The organism is Sulfitobacter sp. CB2047 (genome assembly GCF_000735125.2).
GTDB classification, from domain to species: Bacteria; Pseudomonadota; Alphaproteobacteria; order Rhodobacterales; family Rhodobacteraceae; genus Sulfitobacter; species Sulfitobacter pontiacus.
Genome location: NZ_CP072613.1, coordinates 830,762 through 854,853, shown reverse-complemented (window position 1 = coordinate 854,853; position 24,092 = coordinate 830,762). Strand labels below are relative to the sequence as shown.

At 61.0% G+C, this 24,092-nt stretch carries 27 protein-coding genes and 1 tRNA gene; 16 read left to right on the top strand and 12 right to left on the bottom strand.

The window, feature by feature from the left end:
- Positions 1-330, bottom strand: coding sequence for an AtpZ/AtpI family protein (locus IV89_RS04030; protein WP_005849975.1), 330 nt, complete (start codon positions 328-330; stop codon positions 1-3).
- 251 nt (positions 331-581) lie between these two features.
- Here IV89_RS04030 and IV89_RS04025 point away from each other — a divergent pair, with 251 nt between their 5' ends.
- Positions 582-962 carry a metalloregulator ArsR/SmtB family transcription factor gene (locus IV89_RS04025; RefSeq protein ID WP_037941249.1) on the top strand — a complete coding sequence of 127 codons (381 nt, stop codon included), beginning with the start codon at positions 582-584 and terminating at the stop codon, positions 960-962.
- A 206-nt stretch (positions 963-1,168) separates the two neighbouring features.
- Here the strand turns inward: IV89_RS04025 and IV89_RS04020 are convergent, their stop codons facing one another.
- Entirely contained in the window at positions 1,169-2,059 is an 891-nt protein-coding gene (locus IV89_RS04020; RefSeq protein WP_037941247.1) for a DMT family transporter, read from the bottom strand.
- Positions 2,059-2,934, bottom strand: a complete 876-nt coding sequence (locus IV89_RS04015) for a LysR family transcriptional regulator (protein WP_005849981.1) — start codon at positions 2,932-2,934, stop codon at positions 2,059-2,061. The genes IV89_RS04020 and IV89_RS04015 overlap by 1 nt, the downstream gene beginning before the upstream one ends.
- Before the next feature lie 121 nt (positions 2,935-3,055).
- On the opposite strand from IV89_RS04015, the gene IV89_RS04010 reads away from it, so the two are divergent.
- From IV89_RS04010 to IV89_RS03960, 11 genes are all read left to right on the top strand, one after another.
- Entirely contained in the window at positions 3,056-3,637 is a 582-nt protein-coding gene (locus IV89_RS04010) for an NAD(P)H-dependent oxidoreductase (protein WP_037941245.1), read from the top strand.
- A 202-nt stretch (positions 3,638-3,839) separates the two neighbouring features.
- Positions 3,840-5,348, top strand: coding sequence for a signal recognition particle protein (gene ffh, locus IV89_RS04005; protein WP_037941243.1), 1,509 nt, complete (start codon positions 3,840-3,842; stop codon positions 5,346-5,348).
- An 88-nt stretch (positions 5,349-5,436) separates the two neighbouring features.
- Entirely contained in the window at positions 5,437-5,733 is a 297-nt protein-coding gene (locus tag IV89_RS04000) for a chorismate mutase (protein ID WP_005849985.1), read from the top strand.
- A 46-nt stretch (positions 5,734-5,779) separates the two neighbouring features.
- Positions 5,780-6,166 carry a 30S ribosomal protein S16 gene (gene rpsP / locus IV89_RS03995; RefSeq protein WP_005849986.1) on the top strand — a complete coding sequence of 129 codons (387 nt, stop codon included), beginning with the start codon at positions 5,780-5,782 and terminating at the stop codon, positions 6,164-6,166.
- A 326-nt stretch (positions 6,167-6,492) separates the two neighbouring features.
- Complete coding sequence (gene rimM, locus IV89_RS03990; RefSeq protein ID WP_037941241.1) at positions 6,493-7,014, top strand: ribosome maturation factor RimM; 522 nt, start codon at positions 6,493-6,495, stop codon at positions 7,012-7,014.
- Positions 7,015-7,053: 39 nt separating this feature from the next.
- Positions 7,054-7,845, top strand: coding sequence for a tRNA (guanosine(37)-N1)-methyltransferase TrmD (trmD, locus tag IV89_RS03985; protein ID WP_037941238.1), 792 nt, complete (start codon positions 7,054-7,056; stop codon positions 7,843-7,845).
- Between the two features lie 19 nt (positions 7,846-7,864).
- On the top strand, positions 7,865-8,824 hold the full coding sequence (locus tag IV89_RS03980) for a phosphoribosylaminoimidazolesuccinocarboxamide synthase (RefSeq protein WP_037941237.1): 960 nt from the start codon (positions 7,865-7,867) through the stop codon (positions 8,822-8,824).
- Positions 8,825-9,059: 235 nt separating this feature from the next.
- Entirely contained in the window at positions 9,060-9,443 is a 384-nt protein-coding gene (gene rplS / locus IV89_RS03975; RefSeq protein WP_005849991.1) for a 50S ribosomal protein L19, read from the top strand.
- An 11-nt stretch (positions 9,444-9,454) separates the two neighbouring features.
- Positions 9,455-9,676 carry a 50S ribosomal protein L31 gene (gene rpmE / locus IV89_RS03970; protein ID WP_005849993.1) on the top strand — a complete coding sequence of 74 codons (222 nt, stop codon included), beginning with the start codon at positions 9,455-9,457 and terminating at the stop codon, positions 9,674-9,676.
- Between the two features lie 205 nt (positions 9,677-9,881).
- Positions 9,882-10,199 carry a hypothetical protein gene (locus IV89_RS03965; RefSeq protein WP_037941235.1) on the top strand — a complete coding sequence of 106 codons (318 nt, stop codon included), beginning with the start codon at positions 9,882-9,884 and terminating at the stop codon, positions 10,197-10,199.
- A 155-nt stretch (positions 10,200-10,354) separates the two neighbouring features.
- Positions 10,355-11,164 (top strand): division plane positioning ATPase MipZ, encoded by an 810-nt coding sequence (locus IV89_RS03960; RefSeq protein ID WP_005849997.1) that lies wholly within the window; start codon positions 10,355-10,357, stop codon positions 11,162-11,164.
- A gap of 67 nt (positions 11,165-11,231) precedes the next feature.
- Here the strand turns inward: IV89_RS03960 and IV89_RS03955 are convergent, their stop codons facing one another.
- Complete coding sequence (locus tag IV89_RS03955) at positions 11,232-11,678, bottom strand: MarR family transcriptional regulator (protein WP_037941233.1); 447 nt, start codon at positions 11,676-11,678, stop codon at positions 11,232-11,234.
- A gap of 99 nt (positions 11,679-11,777) precedes the next feature.
- On the opposite strand from IV89_RS03955, the gene fahA reads away from it, so the two are divergent.
- Both fahA and IV89_RS03945 read left to right on the top strand, forming a co-directional pair.
- Positions 11,778-13,031: a fumarylacetoacetase gene (fahA, locus tag IV89_RS03950; RefSeq protein WP_037941231.1), complete on the top strand. Its 1,254-nt coding sequence runs from the start codon at positions 11,778-11,780 to the stop codon at positions 13,029-13,031.
- Between the two features lie 301 nt (positions 13,032-13,332).
- On the top strand, positions 13,333-15,000 hold the full coding sequence (locus IV89_RS03945) for an ABC transporter substrate-binding protein (protein WP_037941228.1): 1,668 nt from the start codon (positions 13,333-13,335) through the stop codon (positions 14,998-15,000).
- Between the two features lie 77 nt (positions 15,001-15,077).
- On the opposite strand, the gene IV89_RS03940 is transcribed toward IV89_RS03945, so the two are convergent.
- The 5 genes from IV89_RS03940 to hemE form a co-directional block, all read right to left on the bottom strand.
- The gene (locus IV89_RS03940; protein WP_037941225.1) at positions 15,078-16,394 is read right to left on the bottom strand and encodes a TRAP transporter large permease; all 1,317 of its coding nucleotides are present in this window, start codon (positions 16,392-16,394) and stop codon (positions 15,078-15,080) included.
- Position 16,395: 1 nt separating this feature from the next.
- A complete protein-coding gene (locus IV89_RS03935) occupies positions 16,396-16,977 on the bottom strand; it encodes a TRAP transporter small permease (protein ID WP_005850008.1) in 582 nt (193 codons plus the stop codon).
- 95 nt (positions 16,978-17,072) lie between these two features.
- Positions 17,073-18,107, bottom strand: coding sequence for a TRAP transporter substrate-binding protein (locus IV89_RS03930; protein ID WP_037941222.1), 1,035 nt, complete (start codon positions 18,105-18,107; stop codon positions 17,073-17,075).
- Between the two features lie 211 nt (positions 18,108-18,318).
- Positions 18,319-18,395 (bottom strand) — tRNA-Met (locus IV89_RS03925).
- 62 nt (positions 18,396-18,457) lie between these two features.
- Positions 18,458-19,507 (bottom strand): uroporphyrinogen decarboxylase, encoded by a 1,050-nt coding sequence (hemE, locus tag IV89_RS03920; RefSeq protein WP_037941220.1) that lies wholly within the window; start codon positions 19,505-19,507, stop codon positions 18,458-18,460.
- Between the two features lie 108 nt (positions 19,508-19,615).
- Here hemE and hemC point away from each other — a divergent pair, with 108 nt between their 5' ends.
- Entirely contained in the window at positions 19,616-20,569 is a 954-nt protein-coding gene (gene hemC, locus IV89_RS03915; RefSeq protein ID WP_005850014.1) for a hydroxymethylbilane synthase, read from the top strand.
- A 102-nt stretch (positions 20,570-20,671) separates the two neighbouring features.
- Positions 20,672-21,238, top strand: a complete 567-nt coding sequence (locus IV89_RS03910; RefSeq protein WP_037941218.1) for a fasciclin domain-containing protein — start codon at positions 20,672-20,674, stop codon at positions 21,236-21,238.
- Between the two features lie 107 nt (positions 21,239-21,345).
- Here the strand turns inward: IV89_RS03910 and hemF are convergent, their stop codons facing one another.
- From hemF to IV89_RS03895, 3 genes are read right to left on the bottom strand one after another with little or no spacing between them, the layout of a single operon-like run.
- Positions 21,346-22,239 carry an oxygen-dependent coproporphyrinogen oxidase gene (gene hemF / locus IV89_RS03905; RefSeq protein WP_037941216.1) on the bottom strand — a complete coding sequence of 298 codons (894 nt, stop codon included), beginning with the start codon at positions 22,237-22,239 and terminating at the stop codon, positions 21,346-21,348.
- Between the two features lie 27 nt (positions 22,240-22,266).
- Positions 22,267-23,067, bottom strand: a complete 801-nt coding sequence (locus IV89_RS03900; protein WP_005850022.1) for an SDR family oxidoreductase — start codon at positions 23,065-23,067, stop codon at positions 22,267-22,269.
- Positions 23,068-23,096: 29 nt separating this feature from the next.
- On the bottom strand, positions 23,097-24,089 hold the full coding sequence (locus IV89_RS03895) for a class I SAM-dependent methyltransferase (protein ID WP_005850024.1): 993 nt from the start codon (positions 24,087-24,089) through the stop codon (positions 23,097-23,099).
- Between the last annotated feature and the right edge of the window lie 3 nt (positions 24,090-24,092).

Sequence of the window (24,092 nt, the reverse complement as noted above, 5' to 3'; positions counted from 1 at the left end):
TCAGGGCCCTTTTTCTTCATCGGCCACATCGGCCATCTTCTTTTCCTGGATTTCCTGCGCGGAGCGGAGCATCGTCTTCACCCCTGCCGCAAGGCCCAGCATTACAAACAGCACCATGAAAATCGGGAGCGTTCCTAAGAACCAATCCAACGAGTATCCGATGCCAAAACCGATCCCCAGACCGGCGCAAAGTTCGATCACCATTCGCCAGGCCAGCGATGCCTGGGAATAATGTTCATCCGCCCGGGGTTTTGGAGCCTGCGCCCGTTTGGCTGCTTCGATCTTTGCCTCAAGCTGCTTTAGCCGCTGCTGTTGGTCCGGATCGGTCACGCCAAAATCCCTGTTGGATGTGTTGCGCAGTAGCTACTTTCACACCGCTTCAGAGTCAACTCTGTTAGCCGACTACCCAAGGCACTGTAATCAAAAGATTTTACGCTGAGCCGCGGTTCATATTCAGGTGCAAACTCCCCGCACCCCTTGCAAATTCGCGCGGCAATCATATTCAACCTTTTGGTTAAGCGTGGTTTCCGCTACCTCATAAGAACCGCCCCTACCCGCGCATCAAGGACATCCAGACAGCCGTGCCCCAACCGCCCGCCACACAGCTCGACGCGATTTTTGCCGCGCTCGCCGATCCGACGCGGCGCGCCATTCTGGCGATGCTTCTTGAGGATGATATGGCCGTCACAGACGTTGCCGACCCCTTCGGTATTTCGCTCGCTGCGATATCGAAACATCTGTCGGTGCTGGAACGTGCAGGTCTGATCGTGCAGGAAAAGCGCGGGCGGCTCAAATGGTGCAAGCTCGAGCCGGCAGCCCTAAAAGCCCCGTCCGTGTGGATGCAGGGCTTCGGTCAATATGACCCGATCAATCTTGATGACTTTGAAAGGTTTCTGGCCGCCGAAATACGCGAAACGTCAGGGGATGCGGCGCAGAATGATCCGGGGACGTTGGAAGACTAGGTAAATATTGGCCCTCCTGCGACGAGGTTTTACACAGAAGGGCCAAACTTGATGTTATTAAATGACGCCGAACGCAAAGCGCAGGATCGCCAGAACAACAACAATCAAACCGATCAGATAAATAATGCTACGCATTAGAATAGTCCCTTTATAAACTTTATGTGATCTTAACGCTGGATATGTCGGATCGGTTCCCGCCCTTTTGATCAAACCGCTTTGGTATCGTCCCGCAACAGCAGATACAGCGCTACAATCGTCAGCCCGACGCCCCCGAAAACAAGCGGGCCGGGTGCGCCATTGCCCAATGCGACTTCCCAGAGAATAACCCAGCTGGGCGTCAGATAGGTATAGGCCATCACCTTGGCCGATGGCAGCCGCAGGGACGCGAATTGCAGCAACACAAAAGTCGCGGCAGACGCAGCGATCGCGACGTAGAGGATGGTGATCCAGACAATCGCGGGCAGCGCGGTCCAATCTGTCCCCAGCACATCGCGCCAGCCATAGATGAACAGCAACGCACCACCGGCGATCAGCGTGCCCAAGGTGAACACCACCGCCGGCTCTCCGCGGTTCAGCTTGCGCACCATCGGCGTATAAAGCGCATGGCTTACGCAGCCGACGAAATACACCGCTTCGCCATACCCGAGCTCGAACCGCCGCAGCGCGGCCAGATCCGCGCGAAAAATCACCCAAAGGGCGCCGACCGCACCGATGGCCAGCGCCAGCGCCATCCGCCCTGTCGTCACCTGCCGCAACAAGAGCCACCCAAACCCCGCAGCAATCACCGGCGTCAGCGTAAACACCGCCGCCGCACTGACGGGGCGCGCGGTCTTCAACCCTTCAAACATCAGCACGAAATAGACAGCGAAAAGCCCCCCAAGCACCAGATAGCGCCAGGGCGCGCACGAGGCCCCTTTCGGCACACCCGTCGTCGCAGCGACCGCCACGGCAATCACCATGCCCGCGATCACGAACCGCGCCGCATTCAACGCCGTGGGCGAGATCAGATTGGCCGACAGCGACCCAAGCGAAAATGACCCCGCCACCAGCGCCGAAAATGCCAGCATCGCCAGATGCCCCTGCAGATCAGAACGCATCACAGCCCCGTCTTCACGGCTTTTTTCAGGTACGACAGCAAGGCCTGCACCTTGGGCGTGCGGTGCAGATCAACATGGGTGACCAGCCACAGCATCGAATCCCATTCCGGCAGATGCGGGTGCACCTCGACCAGATCGGGGTTGGCGCGCCCCTCGATCAGATCGACAAACCCGATCCCCGCCGCCTCCAGCACCGCAACGCGGAGCGCGTCTGCATGGAGACCGCGAAAGGAGATCGCATGGGCAGGCACCACCTCGCGCATCCATTTGAAGAAGGGCGCACGCATCTGCGCGTCGTCATGGCCGACAAACCGATGGTTGCCATATTCCTCGACCCCTGACGGCATCCCGAAGGCGGCGATATAGTCCTTATGCGCGAACAGCCCCATCTGGAACTGATAGAAAGGCTGCACCACATTGTCCGGCTGCTCGGGCACCTGCCCCGCGCGGATCGCGATATGCGCCTCGCCATACTCCAGCCGGAACAATCGCTCCCCGGTCAGAAAGCGCAGAGTCACATCCGGGTTTTCCCTCTGGAACGCGACCAACAAAGGGGTCATCCAGCTTGAAAGCTCCATCAGGGAGGTCACGACCAGCTCGCCCGACACCGCTTCGCCGCGCCCCTTGATGCGACTGGCAAGCTGGCTGAACTGGTCATCCGTGGCAGAGGCCACACGCAGCAGATCCTCGCCTGCCTCCGTCGTCTTGTAGCCGCGCGCGTGCCGTTGGAAGAGCTTCACCGACAACCGTCGTTCCAGCGCATCCACATGGCGGATCACCGTCGCATGATGGACCCCCAGAACCTCGGCCGCGCCACTGACGGTGCCCATGCGCGCCACCTGATAGGCCGTCTTGATTTCTTCCCAATTGTCCATTCTCGGCCCCTCGCCTTCCACTGTGCATTATCGAACACATCACCTGCAGTTTCGCCAGTTGCGTTCGTACGGGCAAGGATCATGTAGAGGGAAGAAAGTTAACACGAAAGGATATCCTCCCATGTCTATCTTGCGTATCGATTCCTCTGCCAACACCACCAGCTCTGTGACCCGCGGCCTCACCGACCGGATCATCGCGCAACTGGGCGACAATGATGTAACCGTCCGCGATCTGGCTCTCGAACCCTTGCCCCAGATCACCGAAACATGGGCCATCGCCCGCGCCACCCCCGAGACAGGCCGCACGCCCGAGCAAAGCGAAGCGCTGGTTGAATCCGACAAGCTCGTCGCAGAGCTTCTGGCCGCCGACACCATCGTCATCGGCGCGCCCATCTATAACTTCAGCGTGCCCGCGTCGCTGAAGGCGTGGATCGATCTGGTCGCCCGTGTCGGCGTTACCTTCCGCTATACCGAAAACGGCCCCGAAGGCCTGGTCAAAGGCAAGCGCGTGATCGTGGCGATGGCCTCCGGTGGCGTGCCCGCCGGCTCCGAGGCGGATTTCAACACCGGCTATCTCAAGGCCGTTCTGGGCTTCATGGGCATGACCGACGTGACCATCGTGGCCGCCGACGCGCTGGCAACAGATGCCGAAGGCACCATCGCCCGCGCGAACGAAGCTGTGGATGCGCTCAAGGCAGCATAATCCTCGGGCGGTGCGGCGGGTTGACTCAGACCCGCCGCTCGCCTAAACGATCCGCAATCTCCGGAAGCACCATGTCTTCCGGTCTCTGGCGCGGCCAGAGATCGCCCCCCACCAGCGTGTTACGCCCGTGGGGGCATTTGCGTATTCAACGCGGGCATCCTATCTGAGGGGCACCGCAACCGATCGAAGGGGGCCATGGCCCATGTTTGAGAATCTTTCCGAACGCCTCTCCGGCGTCTTTGACCGTCTCACCAAACAGGGTGCCCTCTCGGAAGAGGATGTGAAAACCGCCCTGCGCGAAGTCCGCGTCGCCCTGCTCGAGGCCGACGTGTCCCTGCCCGTCGCGCGTGATTTCGTCAAAGCGGTGCAGGACAAGGCCACCGGTCAGGCCGTCACCAAATCGATCACCCCCGGCCAGCAGGTCGTCAAGATCGTCCACGACGCGCTGATCGACACGCTGAAAGGCGAAGGCGAACCCGGCGCGCTGAAAATCGACAGCCCCCCCGCCCCGATCCTGATGGTCGGTCTGCAAGGCTCCGGTAAAACCACGACCACGGCCAAGCTCGCCAAACGTCTGAAAGACCGCGACGGCAAGCGCGTGCTGATGGCCTCGCTCGATGTGAACCGCCCTGCGGCGATGGAACAGCTGGCGATCCTCGGCGTGCAGATCGGCGTCGATACCCTGCCCATCGTCAAAGGCGAAAACCCCGTCCAGATTGCCAAACGCGCAAAGACGCAGGCATCGATGGGCGGCTACGACGTCTATATGCTCGACACCGCGGGCCGCCTCTCCATCGACGAAGAGCTGATGCGCCAGGTCGAAGCGGTGCGCGATGTCGCCAACCCCCGTGAAACCCTGCTGGTCGTCGATGGCCTCACCGGCCAGGACGCCGTGCAAACCGCCGAAAACTTCAACGACCGCATTGGCATCTCCGGCGTCGTGCTGACCCGTATGGACGGCGACGGCCGCGGCGGTGCTGCGCTGTCGATGCGCGCCGTCACCGGCAAACCCATCAAATTCGTCGGCCTGGGCGAAAAGATGGATGCGCTGGAAACCTTCGAACCCGACCGCATCGCGGGCCGTATCCTTGGCATGGGCGACATCGTCGCCCTGGTCGAGAAAGCGCAAGAAACCATCGAGGCTGAACAAGCCGAAAAGATGATGAAGCGCATGGCCAAAGGTCAGTTCAACATGAACGACCTGAAAATGCAGCTTGAACAGATGCTCAAGATGGGCGGGATGCAGGGCATGATGGGTATGATGCCCGGCATGGGCAAAATGGCCAAACAGGTCGAAGACGCGGGCTTTGATGACAAGATCCTCAAACGCCAGATCGCCCTGATCCAATCCATGACCAAGAAAGAGCGCGCCAACCCCGCGCTGCTTCAAGCCAGCCGCAAAAAGCGCATCGCCAAAGGCGCAGGCATGGAAGTGTCCGAACTCAACAAGCTCATGAAAATGCACCGCCAGATGGGCGACATGATGAAAAAGATGGGCAAAATGGGCAAGGGCGGCATGCTCAAACAAGCGATGAAGGGCATGATGGGCAAAGGCGGCATGCCCGGTGGCATGGATCCGTCCCAGATGGACCCCAAGGCGCTGGAAGCCGCGGCCAAACAGATGGGCGGCAAACTGCCTGGTGGTCTGGGCGGAATAGGCGGCGGTGCCGGCCTGCCCGGCGGCCTCTCCGGTTTCGGGAAAAAGAAATGATCCGCGCTTCATTTTGCCAGATAAACTCCCGCCGGAGGCGCCTGCCCGTGCAACGCGCCCTCCCCTTCGCCGTGAAAGGAGCCGCCGCATGACCGATCCTGTCACCCGCGCCGCCGAGGTTCTGAAAGAACACCGCGCCTCCATCGACCGTCTGGACGCGATCCTGGTCTATACTCTGGGCGAGCGGTTCAAACACACGCAGGCTGTGGGGAAACTCAAAGCCGAACACGACCTTCCCCCCTCTGATCCGGACCGCGAAGCGAACCAGATCAAGCGGCTCGAAGATTTGGCGAAAGAGGCTGACCTCGATCCCGAATTCGCCAAGAAGTTTCTGAACTTCATCATCGCTGAAGTCATTCAGCACCACAAACAACACCAATCATAGGTCAGGGCGCGTCCCTGACCCTAGTCTCAACTAAAGGAAACTACCTATGTCCATGAAAATTCGTCTCGCCCGTGGCGGTTCCAAAAAGCGCCCCTTCTACCGCATCGTTGCAGCGGACAGCCGCATGCCACGTGACGGCCGCTTCATTGAAAAGCTGGGCACCTACAACCCGCTCCTGGCAAAAGACAGCGAAGAGCGCGTGAAAATGGACGTCGAGCGCGTTCAATACTGGATCAGCCAGGGCGCGCAGCCAACCGACCGTGTTGCACGCATGCTGGAAGCCGCTGGCGTGAAAGAGAAAACCGAGCGTAACAACCCCAAGAAGGGTACCCCCGGCAAGAAAGCGCAAGAGCGCGTTGAAGAGAAAGCCGCCAAGGCCGCCGCTGCGGCCGAAGCCGCTGCTGCACCTGCAGAAGACGCCGCCGAAGAATAATCGGCACATCCCCCGGCGCGGTTCCTGCCGCGCCGGGATTTCAGGTATATCCGACAGCCCGCATCTTTGCGCGTGCAGCCTGTCCGATGTACGTGGTACACGAAATGACACGTCCCGCCGCAGCGGCCCGCTCTCATCGGTCCCCTGCGCCCCGCCCCTGGACCAGATTGGAAGCTGACAATGTTTCGTCTTTTGCGCCTTCTTCTCATCCTCGGTATCGGTGTCGCCATCGGCATCTGGTTCGAACGCACCCTGATGAAATCGGAGTGCCGCGCGGGCGAGGGTCAGTGGACCGGTACAATTTGCTTAAACTCGGAGCTTTTGCAGTGAGCGATAAAATTTCGGTGGGCGCGATCTCTGGCGCATATGGTGTCCGTGGGGAACTGCGGATCAAAAGCTACTGCGCGGTGCCCGAAGATATCGAAAGCTACAGCCCGCTCTCGAGCGAGGATGGCACGCGCAGCTTCAACCTCGCGCTGGTGCGTCCGGTCAAAAACGGCTTTGTCGCGCGCATCACCGATGTCACCTCCAAGGAAGAGGCCGACGCCTTGCGCGGCACCGTGCTGTTTGCGCAGCGCGACCAGCTGCCGTCGCTGCCCGACGATGAATTCTACCACACCGACCTGATTGGGCTAGAGGTCTATGACACCGGCGGCACGCTGATCGGCAAGGTCAAGACCGTCCAGAACCACGGCGCTGACGATCTTTTGGAAACGCAGCTTGCGGGCAGCGCGCAGACCGTGTTCCTGCCCTTCACCAAGGTGGCGGTTCCCACGGTCGATCTGGCCACGGGCCGCATCATCGCCGACCCGCCCGAGGGCATCCTGCCTGATGCAAAAGACGTCTAAGCCCGTACGAAAGGCCCGCATGACACAGGCCGCGATCACATGAGCACCCCTTCACGCTCCCACGGGCGGCAATCTGTCCGTCCGACGTTCAAGCCGCGCGAGCTGATGCAGGACACGCCCGATTACGCCGGCGTCTGGCGGGCCGAGATCGTGACCCTTTTCCCCGAACTGTTCCCCGGTGTGCTGGGGGCCAGCCTGACGGGCCGCGCCCTGCAAGAAGGCACATGGCAGCTGCGCACCCATGATCTGCGCGGCTACGGCGTAGGCAAACACCGCAATGTTGACGACACCCCCGCGGGCGGCGGGGCAGGTATGGTCATGCGCGCCGATGTCGTCGGCCCCGCGATCGAGGATGCGATGGCCGGTGCCGCCGGACGCTGGCCTATCCTCTATATGTCTCCGCGCGGACGGCGGTTTGATCAGGCGATGGCGCAGGATCTGGCCACCTGTTCCGGCGTGACTATCCTTTGTGGCCGTTTCGAAGGCGTCGACGAGCGTGTGATCGACCATTACGGCATCACCGAAGTCTCCCTTGGCGATTTTGTCATGACGGGCGGAGAGTTGGCCGCGCAAGCCATGATCGACGCCACCGTGCGGCTCTTGCCCGGTGTGTTGGGCAATGCCGACAGCGTGGTCGAGGAAAGCCATTCCTCCGGCCTGCTGGAACACCCGCAATACACCCGCCCCGCCGAATGGAAAGACCGCCCCATTCCGCCGGTTCTCATGTCCGGCAACCATGGCGAAATTGCCAAATGGCGGCAGGCCCAGTCAGAAACCCTGACAGAACAACGACGCCCCGACATGTGGGCGACATATACGTCCAAGAAGTGACCCCCACGGAAGGCAGACCATGACAGACCTGACCCGCACCCTTGATCACGCCCGCATTGATGAGCTGCCGAACCCCTATTTTGGCAAGGTGCGTGACTGCTACGACCTGCCCGACGACCGGCGCATCCTGATTTCCTCTGACCGTATTTCGGCCTTTGACCGTATCCTCACCTCCATCCCCTTCAAGGGTCAGGTGTTGACCCAGACCGCGCGGTTCTGGTTCGACAACACCTCCGACATCTGCCCCAACCATGTGCTCGACTACCCCGACCCCAATGTGGTGATCGGCAAGCATCTGACCATCCTGCCTGTAGAGATCGTCGTGCGCGGCTATCTCGCCGGCTCCACAGGGACATCGGTGCTGACGCTATACAAGAAAGGTGAACGGGAGATGTACGGCCACCGCTTCCCCGATGGCCTACGCGACAATCAGGCGCTGCCCGCGCCGATCATCACCCCCACCTCCAAGGAATTCGACGGCGGACACGATGCCCCGCTAACCGCCCAAGAGATCGTAACCCAAGGGCTGCTGACCCAAGCGCAATGGGACCAGATCAGCGACATCGCCCTGAAACTCTTTGCGCGTGGTCAGGAAATGGCGGCGAAAAACGGGCTGATCCTCGTGGACACAAAATATGAATTCGGCACCGATGCGCAGGGCAATATCCTGCTGGCCGATGAAATCCACACCCCCGACAGCTCGCGGTTCTGGCTCGCCGAAGGCTATGACGCCGCGCTGGAAAACGGCACACGCCCGCCGTCCTTCGACAAGGATGTGATCCGGTCCTGGGTCGATGCCCGCTGCGACCCCTATCACGATGACATCCCCGAAATCCCCGCCGACCTGATCGCCGCCACCTCGCAAGTCTATATCGACGCGTTCGAGGCGATTACCGGCCAACGTTTCGTCCCCGATCTGGAGGGCGACACCGTGCTGGACCGCGTGCGGCACAATCTGCGCCCCTATTTCACCGGCTGAAAACATGCACGAGTACGGGTGATACGCTCTTGATCTGAAGGGGCATCCCGCCTATACGACGCGCAAGTCTGGAATCGCGCATGTGCGGCTCCAGTCTTTTCTGCATCCGCAGATGACAAGCAAAGATGACCCTACCTTCGATGGGACGCCACGGCGGGCCCGCCAGACAGACCGAAGCTCTTGGATCGCACAAAACTTCGTGGACTAACCGCGAGCATTCATAGGAGACGATCAGATGAACCTGATTGCACAGATCGAGGCGGAACAAATCGCCGAACTGGGGAAAGAAATCCCAGACTTCCGCGCCGGTGACACCATCCGCGTGGGCTTTAAAGTGACCGAAGGTACACGTACCCGCGTTCAGAACTACGAAGGCGTCTGCATTGCACGCAACAACGGCCACGGCATTGCCGGTTCGTTCACCGTGCGCAAGATTTCCTTTGGTGAAGGCGTAGAGCGCGTATTCCCGCTGCACTCCACCAACATCGAAAGCATCACCGTTGTCCGTCGTGGCCGTGTGCGTCGTGCGAAACTGTACTACCTGCGCTCGCGTCGTGGTAAGTCGGCACGTATCGTTGAAAACGTACACTACAAGCCAAAATCTGGCGCGAACGCGTAAGGAGAGCTGTCATGAAAGCCGATACACACCCCGATTACCACACCATCAACGTCAAAATGACAGATGGCACCGTTGTGGAAATGAAATCGACCTACGGCAAAGAAGGCGACCAACTGGCGCTGGATATTGACCCCTCCGTGCACCCTGCATGGAACGGCGGCACATCCCGCCTGATGGATACCGGCGGCCGCGTGTCCAAGTTCAAAAACAAATACGCAGGTCTGGGCTTCTAAACCCTTTCCATTGCGGAATTCAGAAATGGCGTGCCCTCGCGGGCGCGCCATTTTTCGTTTCACGACTGTGACTTAGCCCGAGGCGCGACATCGCGTCCTTGCCCAAGGGTCAGGTCGCTTTTTACGGAACAAAGCGGCGGCTGTTTAGGTTTTAGAAAGCAACTACGGCCCATAGTCTTCTCAGCCCTCCACGAAAGGTTCGCTGATGCCCGCTTTCCCGCTCTCTACCCCACCCCGACCGCCTCGCGGTGCCAACAGCGGCAAGGCCCCGCGCGCGCAAGCTGATCCCGCCCCCCTCCCGGCCGAGGATTTGACCGCGGCTCGCGATCTGGTCGCCCGTGGCAGCTATGCGCAGGCGCTGGTGCTTGCTGGCGCGCTGGAACGTCTGCACAGGCCCCATGATGCGCTGACCCAGATCGCCGCTGATTGCCGCGCCCATCTGGCTGTGCCCCAGGATACCGCCGTCGCGATCAACACCGGCGGCATGGGCGCGCACACCCCGCCGCTGCGCCGATCGGGCTAGCAGGCACTGCCCAAGCACGGCGCGTTCCAGCGGGTGAATTTCGCAACAATAACCACAATCTAGAGCCACAAACGCTTTCAAAAGCGCCATCGCTGCCATATGGTTTTTCCCAATGTGACCCCGATAAAAACGGGGAGTGAAAGGGACAAAAGGCAATGGCGCATATCATCGTCGTCGGGAATGAAAAAGGCGGGGCGGGGAAATCCACCGTTTCGATGCATGTGGCGACAGCCCTTGCACGGATGGGGCATAAGACCAGCGTGCTGGATCTGGACCTGCGCCAGCGCACCTTCGGGCGCTATGTCGACAACCGTAAATCCTTCCTCGCCAGTGCCGAGCTCGACCTCCCTTCGCCCGAGATGCACGAATTGCCAGAGATCGAGGCAAGCAGCCTGCAGCCCGGCGAAAACATCTACGACCATCGCCTTAGCGCCGCCGTCGCAGAGCTTGAACCGACCTCCGATTTCATCCTGATCGACTGCCCGGGGTCCCACACCCGTCTCAGCCAGGTGGCGCATTCGTTGGCTGACACGCTGATCACGCCGCTGAACGACAGCTTTATCGATTTCGACCTGCTGGCGCGCACCGACGCTATGGGCGACAAGATCACCGGCCCCTCCGTCTATTCCGAAATGGTCTGGAACGCGCGGCAGTTGCGGGCTCAGGCGGGCCTTGCCCCGATCGACTGGATCGTCGTGCGCAACCGCATGGGCGCGCAGCGCATGGTGAACAAGGACAAGATGGAACGCGCCATCGCCAACCTGAGCAAACGCATCGGGTTCCGCATTGCCCCCGGTTTTAACGAACGCGTCATCTTCCGCGAGCTTTTCCCCCGTGGCCTGACCCTGCTCGACCTCAAGGATATCGGCGTCAAGCAGCTGAACATCTCGAATGTCGCGGCACGGCAAGAGCTGCGCGACCTGATGAAAGCGCTGGACCTACCCGGCGTCGACATCAACTTTTGAACCGGCGCGCGGGGGCATGTGCCCCCCGTCGCCCCCCTTCGCCCTCCGGCCCCCCGACAGCTCGCCGTCAGCCCGCGCTGCCCTGTCCCGCCGCCAGCTTGACCAGCAACCGCTTCAGCGTCTCCCGCTCCGCCGCCGTTAAATCCGCAGTCAGACGCGCGTCATAGGCCTTTGCCACCTCGTAAAGGTGCTCATAGGCCGCGCGCCCCTGTGTCGTCAGGGACAGCATCTCGGTCCGCCGATCCTGATCGCCGCGCAGCCGCGTGACGAACCGCCGCTCTGTCAACTTTTGCACCGCACGGCTGATCTTGGTCTTATGCATATTCCCCCGCTGCCCGATATCGCTGGCCGTCATCTCGCCATAAAGCCCCAGATGAAACAGCACCCGCCACTCGGTCCGCAGCATCCCGTAGCGATCTTTATAGGTGCGCTGAAACGCCAGACTGCTCGCTTCCGCTGCCTGATTTAGAAGGTAGGGCAGAAAATGGGTCAGCTCGAAATTCTGGTCTGGCATCAGGGCAATCGCTTGTTAGTTACACAAAGGACTATTACCAACAAAGCAGATTTTGCAAGGTAGCTTTCAGGCACCCGCAGCGACACGCAAGGAACACCGATGACATTGCTCACCTCTTGGGTTGAAAGCGCGAACAGCGCCGACACCGACTTCCCGCTCAACAACCTGCCCTACGGTGTGTTTTCCACAGACACGCTCGAACCGCGCTGTGGCGTGGCGATCGGGGATATGGTGCTCGACATGGCCGCGGTAGAGGCCGAAGACCTGATCCTCCTCCACTTCGATCCTGTCTTCGATGTGCCCTATTGGAATGACGTCATGGATCTGGGCCCCGACGCTTGGGCGACCCTACGCGACCGCCTGACCGATCTGCTGGCAACCGGCAGCCCCGACCAGGCCAAGGTCGCCCCGCATCTTGTCCCTATGGCTGACATCCGCCTGCACATGCCGATTGTCGTCTCGGAATATACCGATTTCTACGCGGGCCGGCACCATGCCACCAACGTCGGCACCATGTTTCGGGGCGCGGAAAACGCGCTGCCCCCGAACTGGCTGCATATGCCCATCGGCTATAACGGCCGCGCCTCGACCGTTGTCGTCTCCGGCACTGACATCCGGAGACCCAACGGGCAGATCAAACCGGCGGATGCCGCGACCCCGCATTTCGGCCCCAGCCAGCGCCTTGATATCGAGCTCGAGATGGGGGCCATCGTCGGCACCTCCACCGATATGGGCGACACCCCCAGCGTGGCCGAAGCGGACGAGATGATCTTTGGCTATGTGCTGCTGAATGATTGGTCTGCGCGCGACATTCAGGCGTGGGAGTATCAACCGCTCGGGCCGTTTCAGGCCAAGGCCTTCGCCACCAGCATCTCTCCGTGGATCGTGACGAAAGCGGCGCTTGAACCCTTCCGCGCCTCCACGCCCGAGCGCGAGGTTGATCTGCTGCCCTATCTGGCAGAGCCGAAACCGATGCTCTACGACATTGACCTCTCGGTGATCATCCAGCCCGATGGCGGCGCACAACAGGTCATCGCGCGCACCAATTACAACACGATGTATTATTCCGCCCCGCAACAGCTAGCGCATCACGCGGCGTCTGGCTGCGCGATGAACGCGGGCGATCTGCTCGGCTCCGGCACCATATCCGGCCCCGACAAAGATGCCCGCGGCAGCCTGCTCGAACTCAGCTGGGGCGGCGCGGAACCGATCGCGCTGAACGATGGCACCACCCGCAGCTTTGTGCAGGACGGGGATACGATGATCCTGACCGGCCACGCCGCAGGCGACGGCTATCGCATCGGCTTCGGGGCCTGCGCCGGTACGATCCTGCCTGCGAAACCCACGCCATAACCGCGCTTCATTTTGCCAAATAAACTCCCGCCGGAGGCGCCCAACAGCGCGCCCCCGATCGCGCGTCTGATCCTGAACCGGATCGGGCGCGCAGTGCGTTTTGTGCAAACTCCGGGGACCGCCGCTGCTGTGGGTTGACGCACCGCCGCGCAATGCTTGAAACTCTGTGATACATGCTAGTTACATTCCTAGCCAATAAACGCAGCAAAGCTGCATCACCGCAAAGCATCCAGCGCCTGTGCTTGTGCTTCGTATCCGCCGCCCGAACCACAGGGGCAGCACCCGACCAGAGAGGAAGATCATGACGTTCTTAACCCGTACCGGCACCCCCTTACCCGCCGCCATCCACGCCTCTGCCGAAGCTGCCAAACGCGATCCGGTCAACCGACGCGAGTTTCTGGCCCTCGCCAGCGCCTTTGGGGCCACGGCGACAACCGCCTATGCGATGATCGGCATGGCAGCGCCCGCACAAGCGGCCGCGCATAAATCCGGCGGCACCGTACGGATGCAGATGGAGGTCCGCGCGTTGAAAGACCCGCGCACCTACGACTGGTCGCAGATCGCCAACATCACCCGCGGCTGGCTTGAATATCTCGCGATCTGGGAGAATGACGGCACCTTCACCCCCGCATTGCTCGAAAGCTGGGAGATCAACGAAGACGCCACCGAATATGTGCTGAATGTGCGCAAAGGTGTCACGTGGAACGATGGCACGCCCTTCACCGCCAACGATGTGGCGCGCAACATCACGGGCTGGTGTGATAAATCGGTCGAAGGCAACTCGATGGCCGGGCGCTTTGCCACGCTGATCGACGAGGACTCCGGTCAGGCGATCGAAGGCGCGATCACCGTGGTGGATGACCATACCGTCAAGCTGTCGCTGCCCCGCCCCGACATCACCCTGATCCCCGGCATGGCCGATTACCCCGCTGCCATCGTCCCCGAAGGGTTTGATCCGGAAACCATGCTCGACAACCCTGTCGGCACCGGCGCCTACCTGCCCGAATCTGTCGAAGTCGGGATCAAGGCCGTATTGGTCAAGAACCCCGACCACACGTGGTGGGGCACCGAGGTCTACGGCGGGCCCTATATCGACCGGCTGGAATACATCGACTACGGCACTGACCCTTCGGCCTTTGTCGCCGCCGCCGAAGCAGAAGAGATCGACGCCACCTATTCCATCGAGGGTGAATTCATCGACGTGTTCAGCACGCTGGACGGCTGGAACCAGAACGAAATCGCCACTGGTGCGACGATCGTGATCCGCCCCAACCAACTGGCCGAGGTGGATGGCAAGACACCCTACGCCGATGCGCGTGTCCGCCGGGCGCTGGCCATGGCGGTCGACAACGCCGTGCTGCTTGAACTGGGTTATGCCGGTCGCGGGCTGGTGGCCGAAAACCACCACGTCGGCCCGATGCACCCCGAATATGCCGAGCTTCCCCCGCGCGAGGCGGACCCCGAAGGTGCTCGCGCCCTGATGGAAGAGGCCGGCATGGCCGACTACGAGCACGAGCTGTTTTCGATCGACGATGCATGGCGCAAGGACACCACAGATGCGGTCGCCGCACAGTTGCGCGACGCTGGCATCAAGGTGAAACGCACGATCCTGCCGGGGTCGACCTTCTGGAACGACTGGACGAAATACCCCTTCTCCTCGACCAACTGGAACGCCCGTCCGCTGGGTGTGCAGATCTGGGCGCTGGCCTATCGCTCGGGCGAGGCATGGAACGAATTTGGCTGGTCCAACCCCGAATTCGACGCCCTTCTGACCGAGGCCCTCTCGGTCGCCGATGTCGAAAAACGTCGCGCTCTGATGGCCAAGGGCGAAGCGTTGATCCAGAACGAAGGCGTCACGATCCAGCCTTACTGGCGCTCGCTTTATAACCACACCCGCGAAGGGCTGGTCGGGGCCGGACACCACATCGGCTTTGAATACCACCCTGCGCGGATGGCCTGGACGTCGTAACCACCCGTTTGCCATTCCCAAAACAAAAGGGCCGCGTCAGACGCGGCCCTTTTTTCGTGTCACATCGCTGTGCCCTGTCAGGGCAGCAGGAACAGCGTGATCGCGGGGAACATCACCAGAATGATCACCCGCACGATGTCGGAGCCGACAAAATACATCACGGCCTTATAGGTCTCTGTCATCGGGGTTTCACGGTCCATCGAGTTGATGATGAACAGGTTCATCCCCACCGGTGGCGTGATCAGACCGACCTCGACCACGATCAGCACAAGGATGCCGAACCAGATCGCCAGATGCTCTGTGCTCATCCCGAAATCCATCGCCGAGATGACGGGGAAAAAGATCGGCACGGTCAGCAGGATCATCGACAGGCTGTCCATCAGGCAGCCGAAAACGAGGTAGAAGACAAGGATCACGACCAGCACGAACCACGGGCTATAGCCCTGCCCCACGACCCAATCAGCCATGAACTGCGGCACGCCCGACAGGGCCAGAAAGCCGTTATAGAACCCTGCCCCCAGCACGATGAAAAAGATCATCCCCGTGGTCTTGGCCGTGCCCATCAGGCTTTCGCGCAAGACTGCCCAGTTCAGACTACCCGCCAGCAAAGCCGCCAGACCAGTGCCCGCAGCGCCCACAGCCGCGCCTTCGGTCGGGGTGAACCACCCCAGATAGATGCCGCCCACGACGACGAAAAAGATCACCAGCACCGGCCATGTATTCGCCAGCGCCTTGAAGCGGTCCCCCATGGGCACCGCAGGGCGCACACCCGCCGATTTGGGGTTCAGACGCACGTAGATCGAGATCGTGATAACATAGCCGATGGCCGCCAGCACACCGGGCAGGAAGGCCGCCAGAAACAGCTTGGCGATATTCTGTTCTGTCAGGATCGCATAGATCACCAGAATGACCGACGGCGGGATCAGGATGCCCAATGTCCCCCCCGCGGCCAGTGTCGCGGTGGAAAACCCGCCGGAATAGCCATAGCGGCGCAGCTCGGGCAGCGCGACCTTCGACATGGTCGCCGCTGTCGCCAGCGAGCTGCCGCAGATCGCGCCAAAGCCCGCGCAGGCCCCCACGGCCGCCATCGCCACACCCCCGCGACGATGCCCCAGAAAGCTTTCTGCCGCTTTGAACAGGGCTTGGCTCATCCCCGATAGGGTCGCGAATTGGCCCATCAGCAGGAACATGGGAATGATGCTCAGCGAATAGCTGGAAAACGTCGTATAGGTCTCGGACTTGAGCTTTGACAGCAGCGGCGTGGGGTTGCCCCCCATCGCCAGATACCAGCCGCCAAACCCGCACAGCAGCATCGCCAGCCCGATAGGGGCGCGCAAAAAGATCATCAGCAGCAGCACAGGAAAGGACCAGAAGCCCAGTTCTAGGTTGGTCATCTTAATGGGCCCCTTGTTCGCTGGGAAGAATATCGGTGCCGCGGATCGCCTCTATCACGCGGATCACGGCGCAATAGACAGACACAACACTGGCAATCACGCCGGACGCAAAGCTGGCGGCATAGGCCCACCACACCGGAAATTGCAGGAACAATGTCGTCTCGCCATTGCCAAGATAGCGTTGCATCCCCTCGTAGAGACGCCAGATGATCAGCACGATCACCGCGGCCAGAACGACCTCCCAAAAGGCCATGATCCAGCGGTTCACCCGCGCCGGCAGGAAAGAGGTAAACACATCCACCGTGGCATGGGCGCCGTAATACTGGCAGATCGGCAGGAACGAGAAGATGGCGAAGGCGACCCCCGCCTCCAGCAATTCGTAATTGCCGTTGATCTCGCCGATGCCCATGTCAATCAACCCCTGTGACAGGCCGGTCAGCTTCTCCTGAAAGAAGGGGCTATGCAGCATCTTGTTGACCGTGCGCCCGATGATAGAGGCCGTGGTCATCAGCACCAGCGCCATCAGCACCAGCCCTCCGATCACGGCGGTAAAGCGGGCAAGAAAATATATCAGCCGACGCATGGTTCTCTCAATCTTGTCTAGGTATTTTGGGGTGTATCAAGCAATCAGGCCCGCGGCGCAGGAATGCACCGCGGGCCTGCTATCGTCGTCAGGGATTATTTGCCGTAGGCATCCATCAGTTCACGCGCCTCATTGATCAGCGCCTGACCGTCGATGCCCTTGCTGTCCATATCGGCAATCCAGCTGTCATAGATCGGCTGCGACGCATCGCGCCAGACCTGGGTCTCTTCTTCGTTCAGCTCGACAATGTTGTTGCCCAGATCAACCGCGACCTGACGCGCAGGGCCATCGGCATCCGCCTGCGTGCCCCCCGCAAAGACCGAAAATTCCAGACCGGAGTTTTCATCCAGAACCTTCTTCAGTTCATCCGACAGCCCGTCATAGCGGTCCTTGTTCATCGCCAGCACGAAGGTCAGCGTATAAAGTGCAGCACCGTCAAATTCGGTGTGGTTCTTCACCAGTTCCGGCACTTTCAACGATGGCGTCACTTCCCACGGGATCGTGGTGCCGTCGATCACGCCCTTGGACAGACCTTCGGGAATCGCCGGAACCGGCATGCCCACTGGCGTCGCGCCGGTAATCTCGAGCAGCTGGTTCACCAGACGCGACCCGCCGCGAATCTTCAGACCCTGCATATCGTCGGGCGACCGCACCTCGGTGTTGGTGTGCAGCATCCCGGGGCCGTGAACCCACGTGCCCAGAATATGTACGTCCTTGAACTCGGTGTCTTTCATGTGCTTTTCGAACATCTGCCAATAGGCAGAGCTCGCCGCGCGGGCGTCGGTGACCATAAAGGGCAGCTCGAACACTTCGGTCGTGGGATAGCGGCCGGGGGTATAGCCCACCACGGTCCAGACGATATCGGCCACACCGTCAATCGCCTGGTCCATCAGCTCAGGTGGCTTCCCGCCAAGCTGCATGGAGGGGTAGCGTTCAATCTTGATCTTGTTGTCGCTGGCGGCTTCGACCTTATCGGCCCAGACATCCAGAATAAGTTTGGGCACATTGGCCTGTGGCGGCAGGAACTGGTGCATGCGCAGGGTAACCTCTTGCGCCATCGCGCCGGTCGCGCTCATGCCAACGGCAAGGGCCGCACCCGCGATCCCCATCAGGGTTCTTCTCATCATCATTCTAATCTCCCGTGTTCAGTCAAAACGGACCGCTCTGTTGCCGAGCAGTTCCGAGCCTTTAGCTGAGTGACACTCTGACACCAGCGACAGGGGATTATCAATCACCTCCGGTACAAGCGGATGAAAAACACGCAGCTCGGGAACACGACACACGACCGGCCATGCTGAACAACAGCTATCCTACAAAAGTCATATCTGTGCGGGGGGGAGATGGTGGCGTTACCTGGATTTGAACCAGGGACCTAACGATTATGAGTCGTTCGCTCTAACCAACTGAGCTATAACGCCATCGGCGCTCCGAGTATGACAGGCTTCGGCCCCCGTCAAGAGCCAAAGCCAATCTTATTTGATTATTCGCCCTCGCGCACCGTATCAATCATGCGCTGCACATTGTCAGGGTCGGCATCCGGCGTGATCCCGTGGCCTAGGTTAAAGATGTGCGGGCCCTTGGAAAAGGCTTTGACGATCTGCCGCGTCTCATCCACCAGCGCCTGCCCGCCGGTAACCATATGGGTCGATGCAAGGTTGCCCTGCACGCAACCGTCCACCTGCACATGTTTGGCCGCCCAATCCGCCGAGACGGAATTATCGAGCGCCACACAATCCACCCCCGTCGCCTTGGCGAACCCGATGTATTTATCGCCGGCCTCGCGCGGGAAACCGATGATCGGAATACCGGGGTGGCGCTTCTTCAGCTCTTGCGTGATCTCGCGTGCAGGGGCCAGCGCGTATTTCTCGAAAGCATCGCCCGGCAGCGACCCCGCCCAGCTGTCAAATATCTTCATCACCTCGGCACCTGCGTCAATTTGCGCAGACATATATTCGATGGTCGCCTTGGTAATCAGGTCCAACAGCTTCTCGAACAGGGCGTTATCCTGGGTGCGCAGCTGATGCGCAGGCCCCTGATCCTTGGTCCCCTGCCCCGCGATCATATAGGTCGCCACAGTCCAGGGCGCACCGGCAAAGCCGATCAACGTCGTCTCGCGCGGCAGTTCACCGGCAAGGTTGCGCACCGTCTGATAGATCGGGTTCAACGTCTCGTGGATATCGCCCACGGGCCGCAGCTGGTCAAAATCCGCCTGTGTGGTGACCGTGGACAGGCGCGGCCCCTCGCCGGTGACAAACCACAGATCAGCGCCAAGTGCCTGAGGTACAAGCAAAATATCCGCAAAGAGGATCGCCGCATCAAACCCGTAACGACGGATCGGCTGCAAGGTGACCTCGGTCGCCAGCTCGGGGTTGTAGCACAAAGACAGGAAATCCCCCGCCTGCGCCCGCGTCGCCTTATACTCGGGCAGATAGCGTCCGGCCTGCCGCATCATCCAGATCGGCGGCACCGGCAGCGTCTCTCCGGCCAATGAACGCAGAATGGTTTTGCTTTGCGTGTCGGTCTGCGGCATCGGGATTCCTACTCTTCAATGGTTTTGTCTTAGGTCAAGATGTAGCGTCGCGATGTCAAGGCAATGGCACCGCTTGTCAGATCAAATCCACACCCCTAAAGAAGAGCCATGACTGTGAACCTGCCCACCCCCGAAAACCCCATGCGCATCGGCACCCGCGGCTCGCCTCTGGCGATGGCCCAGGCCTATGAAACCCGCGCCCGTCTGGCCGCCGCGTTTGAAATTCCACAGGCGGCGTTTGAAATCGTCGTGATCAAAGTCACCGGCGATGTCATTCAGGATCGCCCGCTCAAGGATATCGGCGGCAAGGGCCTGTTCACCCGCGAAATCGAAGAAGACCTGCTGGCAGGCAAAATCGACATCGCCGTGCATTCGATGAAAGACATGCCCACGATCCAGCCGGGGGGCCTGCTGCTTGATACCTACCTGCCGCGCGAAGACCCGCGCGACGCCTTTGTCGCGCCCACTCTCTCGGCGCTGGACCAACTCGCCGAAGGCGCGGTTGTCGGCACCTCCAGCCTGCGCCGCCGTGCGCAGCTGCTGCACCAGCGTCCCGACCTGCAGGTCGTCGAATTCCGCGGCAATGTGCAGACGCGGCTGAAAAAGCTCGCCGATGGTGTGGCCGAATGTACCTTCCTCGCCGTGGCCGGTCTGAACCGTTTGGGCATGCAACACGTCCCCGCCACGCCGATCGACGACACGCTGATGCTGCCCGCGGTCGCGCAAGGGGCCATTGGCATCGAACGCCGCGCCGGAGACCTTGATACCGAAGCCATGCTCGCCGCGATCCACGACACCCCCACGGGCCAACGTCTGGCCGCCGAACGCGCCTTTCTGCTCACGCTTGACGGATCCTGCGAGACACCGATCGCCGGGCTGGCCACGCTGGACGGCGACACGCTCCACCTGCGCGGCCAGGTCCTGCGCCCCGACGGGTCAGAGGCGATTGCCGGCGACCGCAGCGGCCCTATTGCGCAAGGCGGTCAGATGGGCGTCGACCTGGCGCAGGACCTGCTGGCCCAGGCAGGCCCCGGCTTCTTCGATTGGCACGTCAAAGGATAACATCCAAAATAAATTCGCGCTCTGTTTGAAACTAAGCGCAGCATGGCCCCGTTGCTTCGGCATGATCAACAAATGATCACGATATAAACCGAGGAGAACACCATGACTTTCGCTAAAAAGATGATGACCGCAACCGCAGCCCTGGCCCTGACTGCCGGTGCGGCTTTCGCCGACGAGATGAAGAACCCCATGGTCGGTGGTGCTGAAATGTTCGCCGACAAGAACATCGTTGAAAACGCCGTGAACTCTGCCGACCACACCACATTGGTTGCCGCTGTGAAAGCTGCCGGTCTGGTTGATACCCTCGCAGGCGAAGGCCCCTTCACCGTGTTCGCCCCCACCAACGCCGGTTTCGACCGTCTTGAGCCAGGCACCGTCGAAATGCTGGTCAAGCCCGAGAACAAAGAACGTCTGACCGAAATCCTGACCTGCCACGTAGTGGGCAAGGCCGTGATGTCCGACGCGCTGCAAGGCATGATCAAGGACGACGGCGGTGAGCACCCCGTGCCGACACTGGGCGGCTGCACGCTGCAAGCCTCCTACGCCGATGATGGCCGCATGAAGCTGGTGGATGAAAACGGCAACGCCGCCTTCGTAGAGATCGCGGACGTCAAACAGTCCAACGGTGTGATCCACGTTATCAACGGCGTGATGCTGCCAAAGCAATAAGCTGATACCGGTTTAGACGAAAAGGCCCCCGACCTGCATGGTCGGGGGCCTTTTTCATTCCAAATGGCAGCTATCCCGGGGGAGCCCGCAGGGCGGGGGCTGGCCCCCTAGATCCACTTCGCCAAAGGCGGCAGGCTCATGAGAACCGCATTGGCGTCATGGCCGGTTTCCAGCCCGAATTTCGTACCGCGGTCATAGACAAGGTTATATTCCGCATAAAGCCCGCGATGCACCAACTGCGCTTCTTTGTCTGCCTCTGACCAGTCTTGCGTGATCCGCTTTTGCACCAGCGGCAGATAGGCGGGCAGGAAGGCGCGGCCGATATCCTGCGTCAGGGCAAAATCCGCCTCCCAATCGCCTGTCGCGTGATCATCCATAAAGATACCGCCGACCCCGCGCGCGCGATGACGGTGCGGGATATAGAAATACTCGTCCGCCCAAGCCTTCAGCCGCGGGTAGAGATCGCTGCCATGAGGGTCCAGATGCGCCTTTTGCACGGCGTGGAAATGCGCGGTGTCTTCGTCATATTCGATGCAGGGGTTCAGATCGGACCCGCCCCCGAACCAGCTGGCATGGGGGGTCCAGAACATGCGGGTGTTCATATGGACCGCCGGGGCATGGGGGTTCTGCATATGCGCGACCAGACTGATGCCCGACGCCCAGAACCGCGGGTCTTCGGCCATGCCGGGGATGCCCTTGCGCGCCGCCATCGCGACTTGCGCACGCTCTCCCAAGGTGCCGAACACCGTAGAGACGTTGACGCCGACCTTTTCGAACACACGCCCGCCACGCATCACGCTCATCAGACCGCCGCCCGCGTCACTGCCGTCGTCGCTGCTGCGTTTGGTCGGGGTCACCTCGAATGTGCCGGGCGCGGCATCAGACAGCGGGCCCTCGGCGTGGTCACGCTCCAGCGTCTCGAATGCCTCCACGATCTGGTCGCGCAGGCTGCGGAACCACTTAGCGGCGCGGGTCTTCTCCGCCTCGAAATCAACGGTCATGCGCAAAGCCTTTCGTTACTGCGTATTCTAGTGTGCCGGCGCGTCCACGGCGTCCAGCAAGGACCGCCCCCCGTCCACAACGATCACTTCGCCTGTCAGGAAACTGGAGCTGTCGGCGGCAAGATACTGGATCGTGTCGGCCAGCTCTGACGGCGATGCGATGCGCCCCAGAGGCGTGTGGTTGCGGATGTCGTCGCGCCACTCGCGGTTCTCGGCGCAGGACGCTTTCAGCGACCCGCTCATCACCGACCCGAAAGCCACAGCGTTCACCCGGATGCGATGCGGGGCCAGCGTCAGCGCCATCGACCGCGTCATCTGCTCAAGCGCGGCCGCCGCCATGGAATAGGCCATCAACTCGGGCCGCGTGTGCCGCGAGGTGGTCGAGCTGAGGTTGACGATGCTGCCCACGCTGCCGTCTTCCTTGCCCTCGGACTGTTTGATCATGCGTTTGGCGACCTGCTGAGTCAGCTGCATCGCGGTCATCACGTTTTCCTGCCACAGGGTTTCAACGCTGGTATCATCACTGTCCAGCGCATCCGTCGGCAGGAACTGCCGCGACGCATTGACCAACACGTCGACCTCGTCAAAGGCGTCAATGGTGGCAGAGACGAGGTTCGCAATCGTCAACCGTTGCCGCAGATCGCCCGCGAAAAAGCGGATGTTGCCGTCGTCCTTGGCATCGCCCAGCTGTTCGACCAGCGCTTTCTCGTCGATGTCGGCACACATCACATTTGCGCCCTTGTCGGCGAATTGCCGGGCAATCGCCAAACCGATGCCGTTCGCGGCCCCGGTGACGATGACGCTTTTGCCAGAGATTGAGAATGACATAAATCGTTCCTTAATCAGGCGCGGCCCGCCTATCGGCGTTTGCGCAAAGGCCGTGCCGCGTGAAACAGTTTGAACCGCGCATCGCCGCCGATTTCCTCGACATGGGCGAAACGGGTTTTCAGCTCTGCCTCATAGGGCAGATGACGGTTCGCGACCATCCACAGCTTGCCTTGCGGCGACAGGATGCGTGCCGCCGTGGCAACAAACGCCTGCCCGATCTGCGGTTCAGCCGCGCGACCGATGTGGAAGGGCGGGTTCATGATCACGCTGTCCATGCGGTGGGGCGGCTCCCAGCTTGTGGCATCCTCCCATGCAAAGGACGCGCGATCATCGGTGACATTGCGGCGCGCACATTCCAGCGCCATATGTCCCGCTTCAACAAGGTAAAGGTTCTTGATGTCAGGCCGTGTCAGCGCGTGGGCCGACAAAAAGCCCCAACCGGCCCCCAGATCGGCAACCTCGGACCCGAGCTTCTCGGGCAAGGCATCCACCAGCAGTGCCGAGGCCAGATCGACACCATCGGCGGAAAAGACCCCCGGCGCGGTCCAGAACCCGCCTTCGGTCAGCTCCGGCCCCTGACGCCAGTCGGAAAAGAACTCCGCCGCCGGTTCCGAGATCCAGAACATCTTGCCGTGAGCCTTCGAGATCGGGCCCTGCACGGTCACACGGTCGCGCATCTCGCGCAGGACACTATCGGCGCCGTCGGTCTTTTGCCCGTCGATCACAACGATCCCGTCGCAGACCTCGCAGGCGGCGGCAATCACGGCGCGGGCTTCGGCCTTGGCGCGTGGCAGGCAGACGATACAGGCCGCATAGCGGTCCTTGATGGTGCGCACGACATCATAACCGCGCGCGGCCCATGCGTCATAATCCGGTTTGAAATCATGGATAATCTGCACGCGGTCTTTGTCCAGACCTGGCAAATCACTGTCACGGGGGGGCTGAAAGACGGCAATCGTCCCTTCAGCTGGCAACTCAAGACCACCGCCGTCAAGCGCCAGTTGCAGACGTGCATCAATCACGTG

Excerpts from the sequence above, each read along its gene's own strand:
- IV89_RS04020 (WP_037941247.1), bottom strand. The coding sequence starts at position 2,059 with ATGCGTTCTGATCTGCAGGGGCATCTGGCGATGCTGGCATTTTCGGCG.
- IV89_RS04015 (WP_005849981.1), bottom strand. The coding sequence starts at position 2,934 with ATGGACAATTGGGAAGAAATCAAGACGGCCTATCAGGTGGCGCGCATG.
- IV89_RS04010 (WP_037941245.1), top strand. The coding sequence starts at position 3,056 with ATGTCTATCTTGCGTATCGATTCCTCTGCCAACACCACCAGCTCTGTG.
- ffh (WP_037941243.1), top strand. The coding sequence starts at position 3,840 with ATGTTTGAGAATCTTTCCGAACGCCTCTCCGGCGTCTTTGACCGTCTC.
- IV89_RS04000 (WP_005849985.1), top strand. The coding sequence starts at position 5,437 with ATGACCGATCCTGTCACCCGCGCCGCCGAGGTTCTGAAAGAACACCGC.
- rpsP (WP_005849986.1), top strand. The coding sequence starts at position 5,780 with ATGTCCATGAAAATTCGTCTCGCCCGTGGCGGTTCCAAAAAGCGCCCC.
- trmD (WP_037941238.1), top strand. The coding sequence starts at position 7,054 with ATGAGCACCCCTTCACGCTCCCACGGGCGGCAATCTGTCCGTCCGACG.
- IV89_RS03980 (WP_037941237.1), top strand. The coding sequence starts at position 7,865 with ATGACAGACCTGACCCGCACCCTTGATCACGCCCGCATTGATGAGCTG.
- rplS (WP_005849991.1), top strand. The coding sequence starts at position 9,060 with ATGAACCTGATTGCACAGATCGAGGCGGAACAAATCGCCGAACTGGGG.
- rpmE (WP_005849993.1), top strand. The coding sequence starts at position 9,455 with ATGAAAGCCGATACACACCCCGATTACCACACCATCAACGTCAAAATG.
- IV89_RS03965 (WP_037941235.1), top strand. The coding sequence starts at position 9,882 with ATGCCCGCTTTCCCGCTCTCTACCCCACCCCGACCGCCTCGCGGTGCC.
- IV89_RS03960 (WP_005849997.1), top strand. The coding sequence starts at position 10,355 with ATGGCGCATATCATCGTCGTCGGGAATGAAAAAGGCGGGGCGGGGAAA.
- IV89_RS03955 (WP_037941233.1), bottom strand. The coding sequence starts at position 11,678 with ATGCCAGACCAGAATTTCGAGCTGACCCATTTTCTGCCCTACCTTCTA.
- fahA (WP_037941231.1), top strand. The coding sequence starts at position 11,778 with ATGACATTGCTCACCTCTTGGGTTGAAAGCGCGAACAGCGCCGACACC.
- IV89_RS03945 (WP_037941228.1), top strand. The coding sequence starts at position 13,333 with ATGACGTTCTTAACCCGTACCGGCACCCCCTTACCCGCCGCCATCCAC.
- IV89_RS03940 (WP_037941225.1), bottom strand. The coding sequence starts at position 16,394 with ATGACCAACCTAGAACTGGGCTTCTGGTCCTTTCCTGTGCTGCTGCTG.
- IV89_RS03935 (WP_005850008.1), bottom strand. The coding sequence starts at position 16,977 with ATGCGTCGGCTGATATATTTTCTTGCCCGCTTTACCGCCGTGATCGGA.
- IV89_RS03930 (WP_037941222.1), bottom strand. The coding sequence starts at position 18,107 with ATGATGATGAGAAGAACCCTGATGGGGATCGCGGGTGCGGCCCTTGCC.
- hemE (WP_037941220.1), bottom strand. The coding sequence starts at position 19,507 with ATGCCGCAGACCGACACGCAAAGCAAAACCATTCTGCGTTCATTGGCC.
- hemC (WP_005850014.1), top strand. The coding sequence starts at position 19,616 with ATGACTGTGAACCTGCCCACCCCCGAAAACCCCATGCGCATCGGCACC.
- IV89_RS03910 (WP_037941218.1), top strand. The coding sequence starts at position 20,672 with ATGACTTTCGCTAAAAAGATGATGACCGCAACCGCAGCCCTGGCCCTG.
- hemF (WP_037941216.1), bottom strand. The coding sequence starts at position 22,239 with ATGACCGTTGATTTCGAGGCGGAGAAGACCCGCGCCGCTAAGTGGTTC.
- IV89_RS03900 (WP_005850022.1), bottom strand. The coding sequence starts at position 23,067 with ATGTCATTCTCAATCTCTGGCAAAAGCGTCATCGTCACCGGGGCCGCG.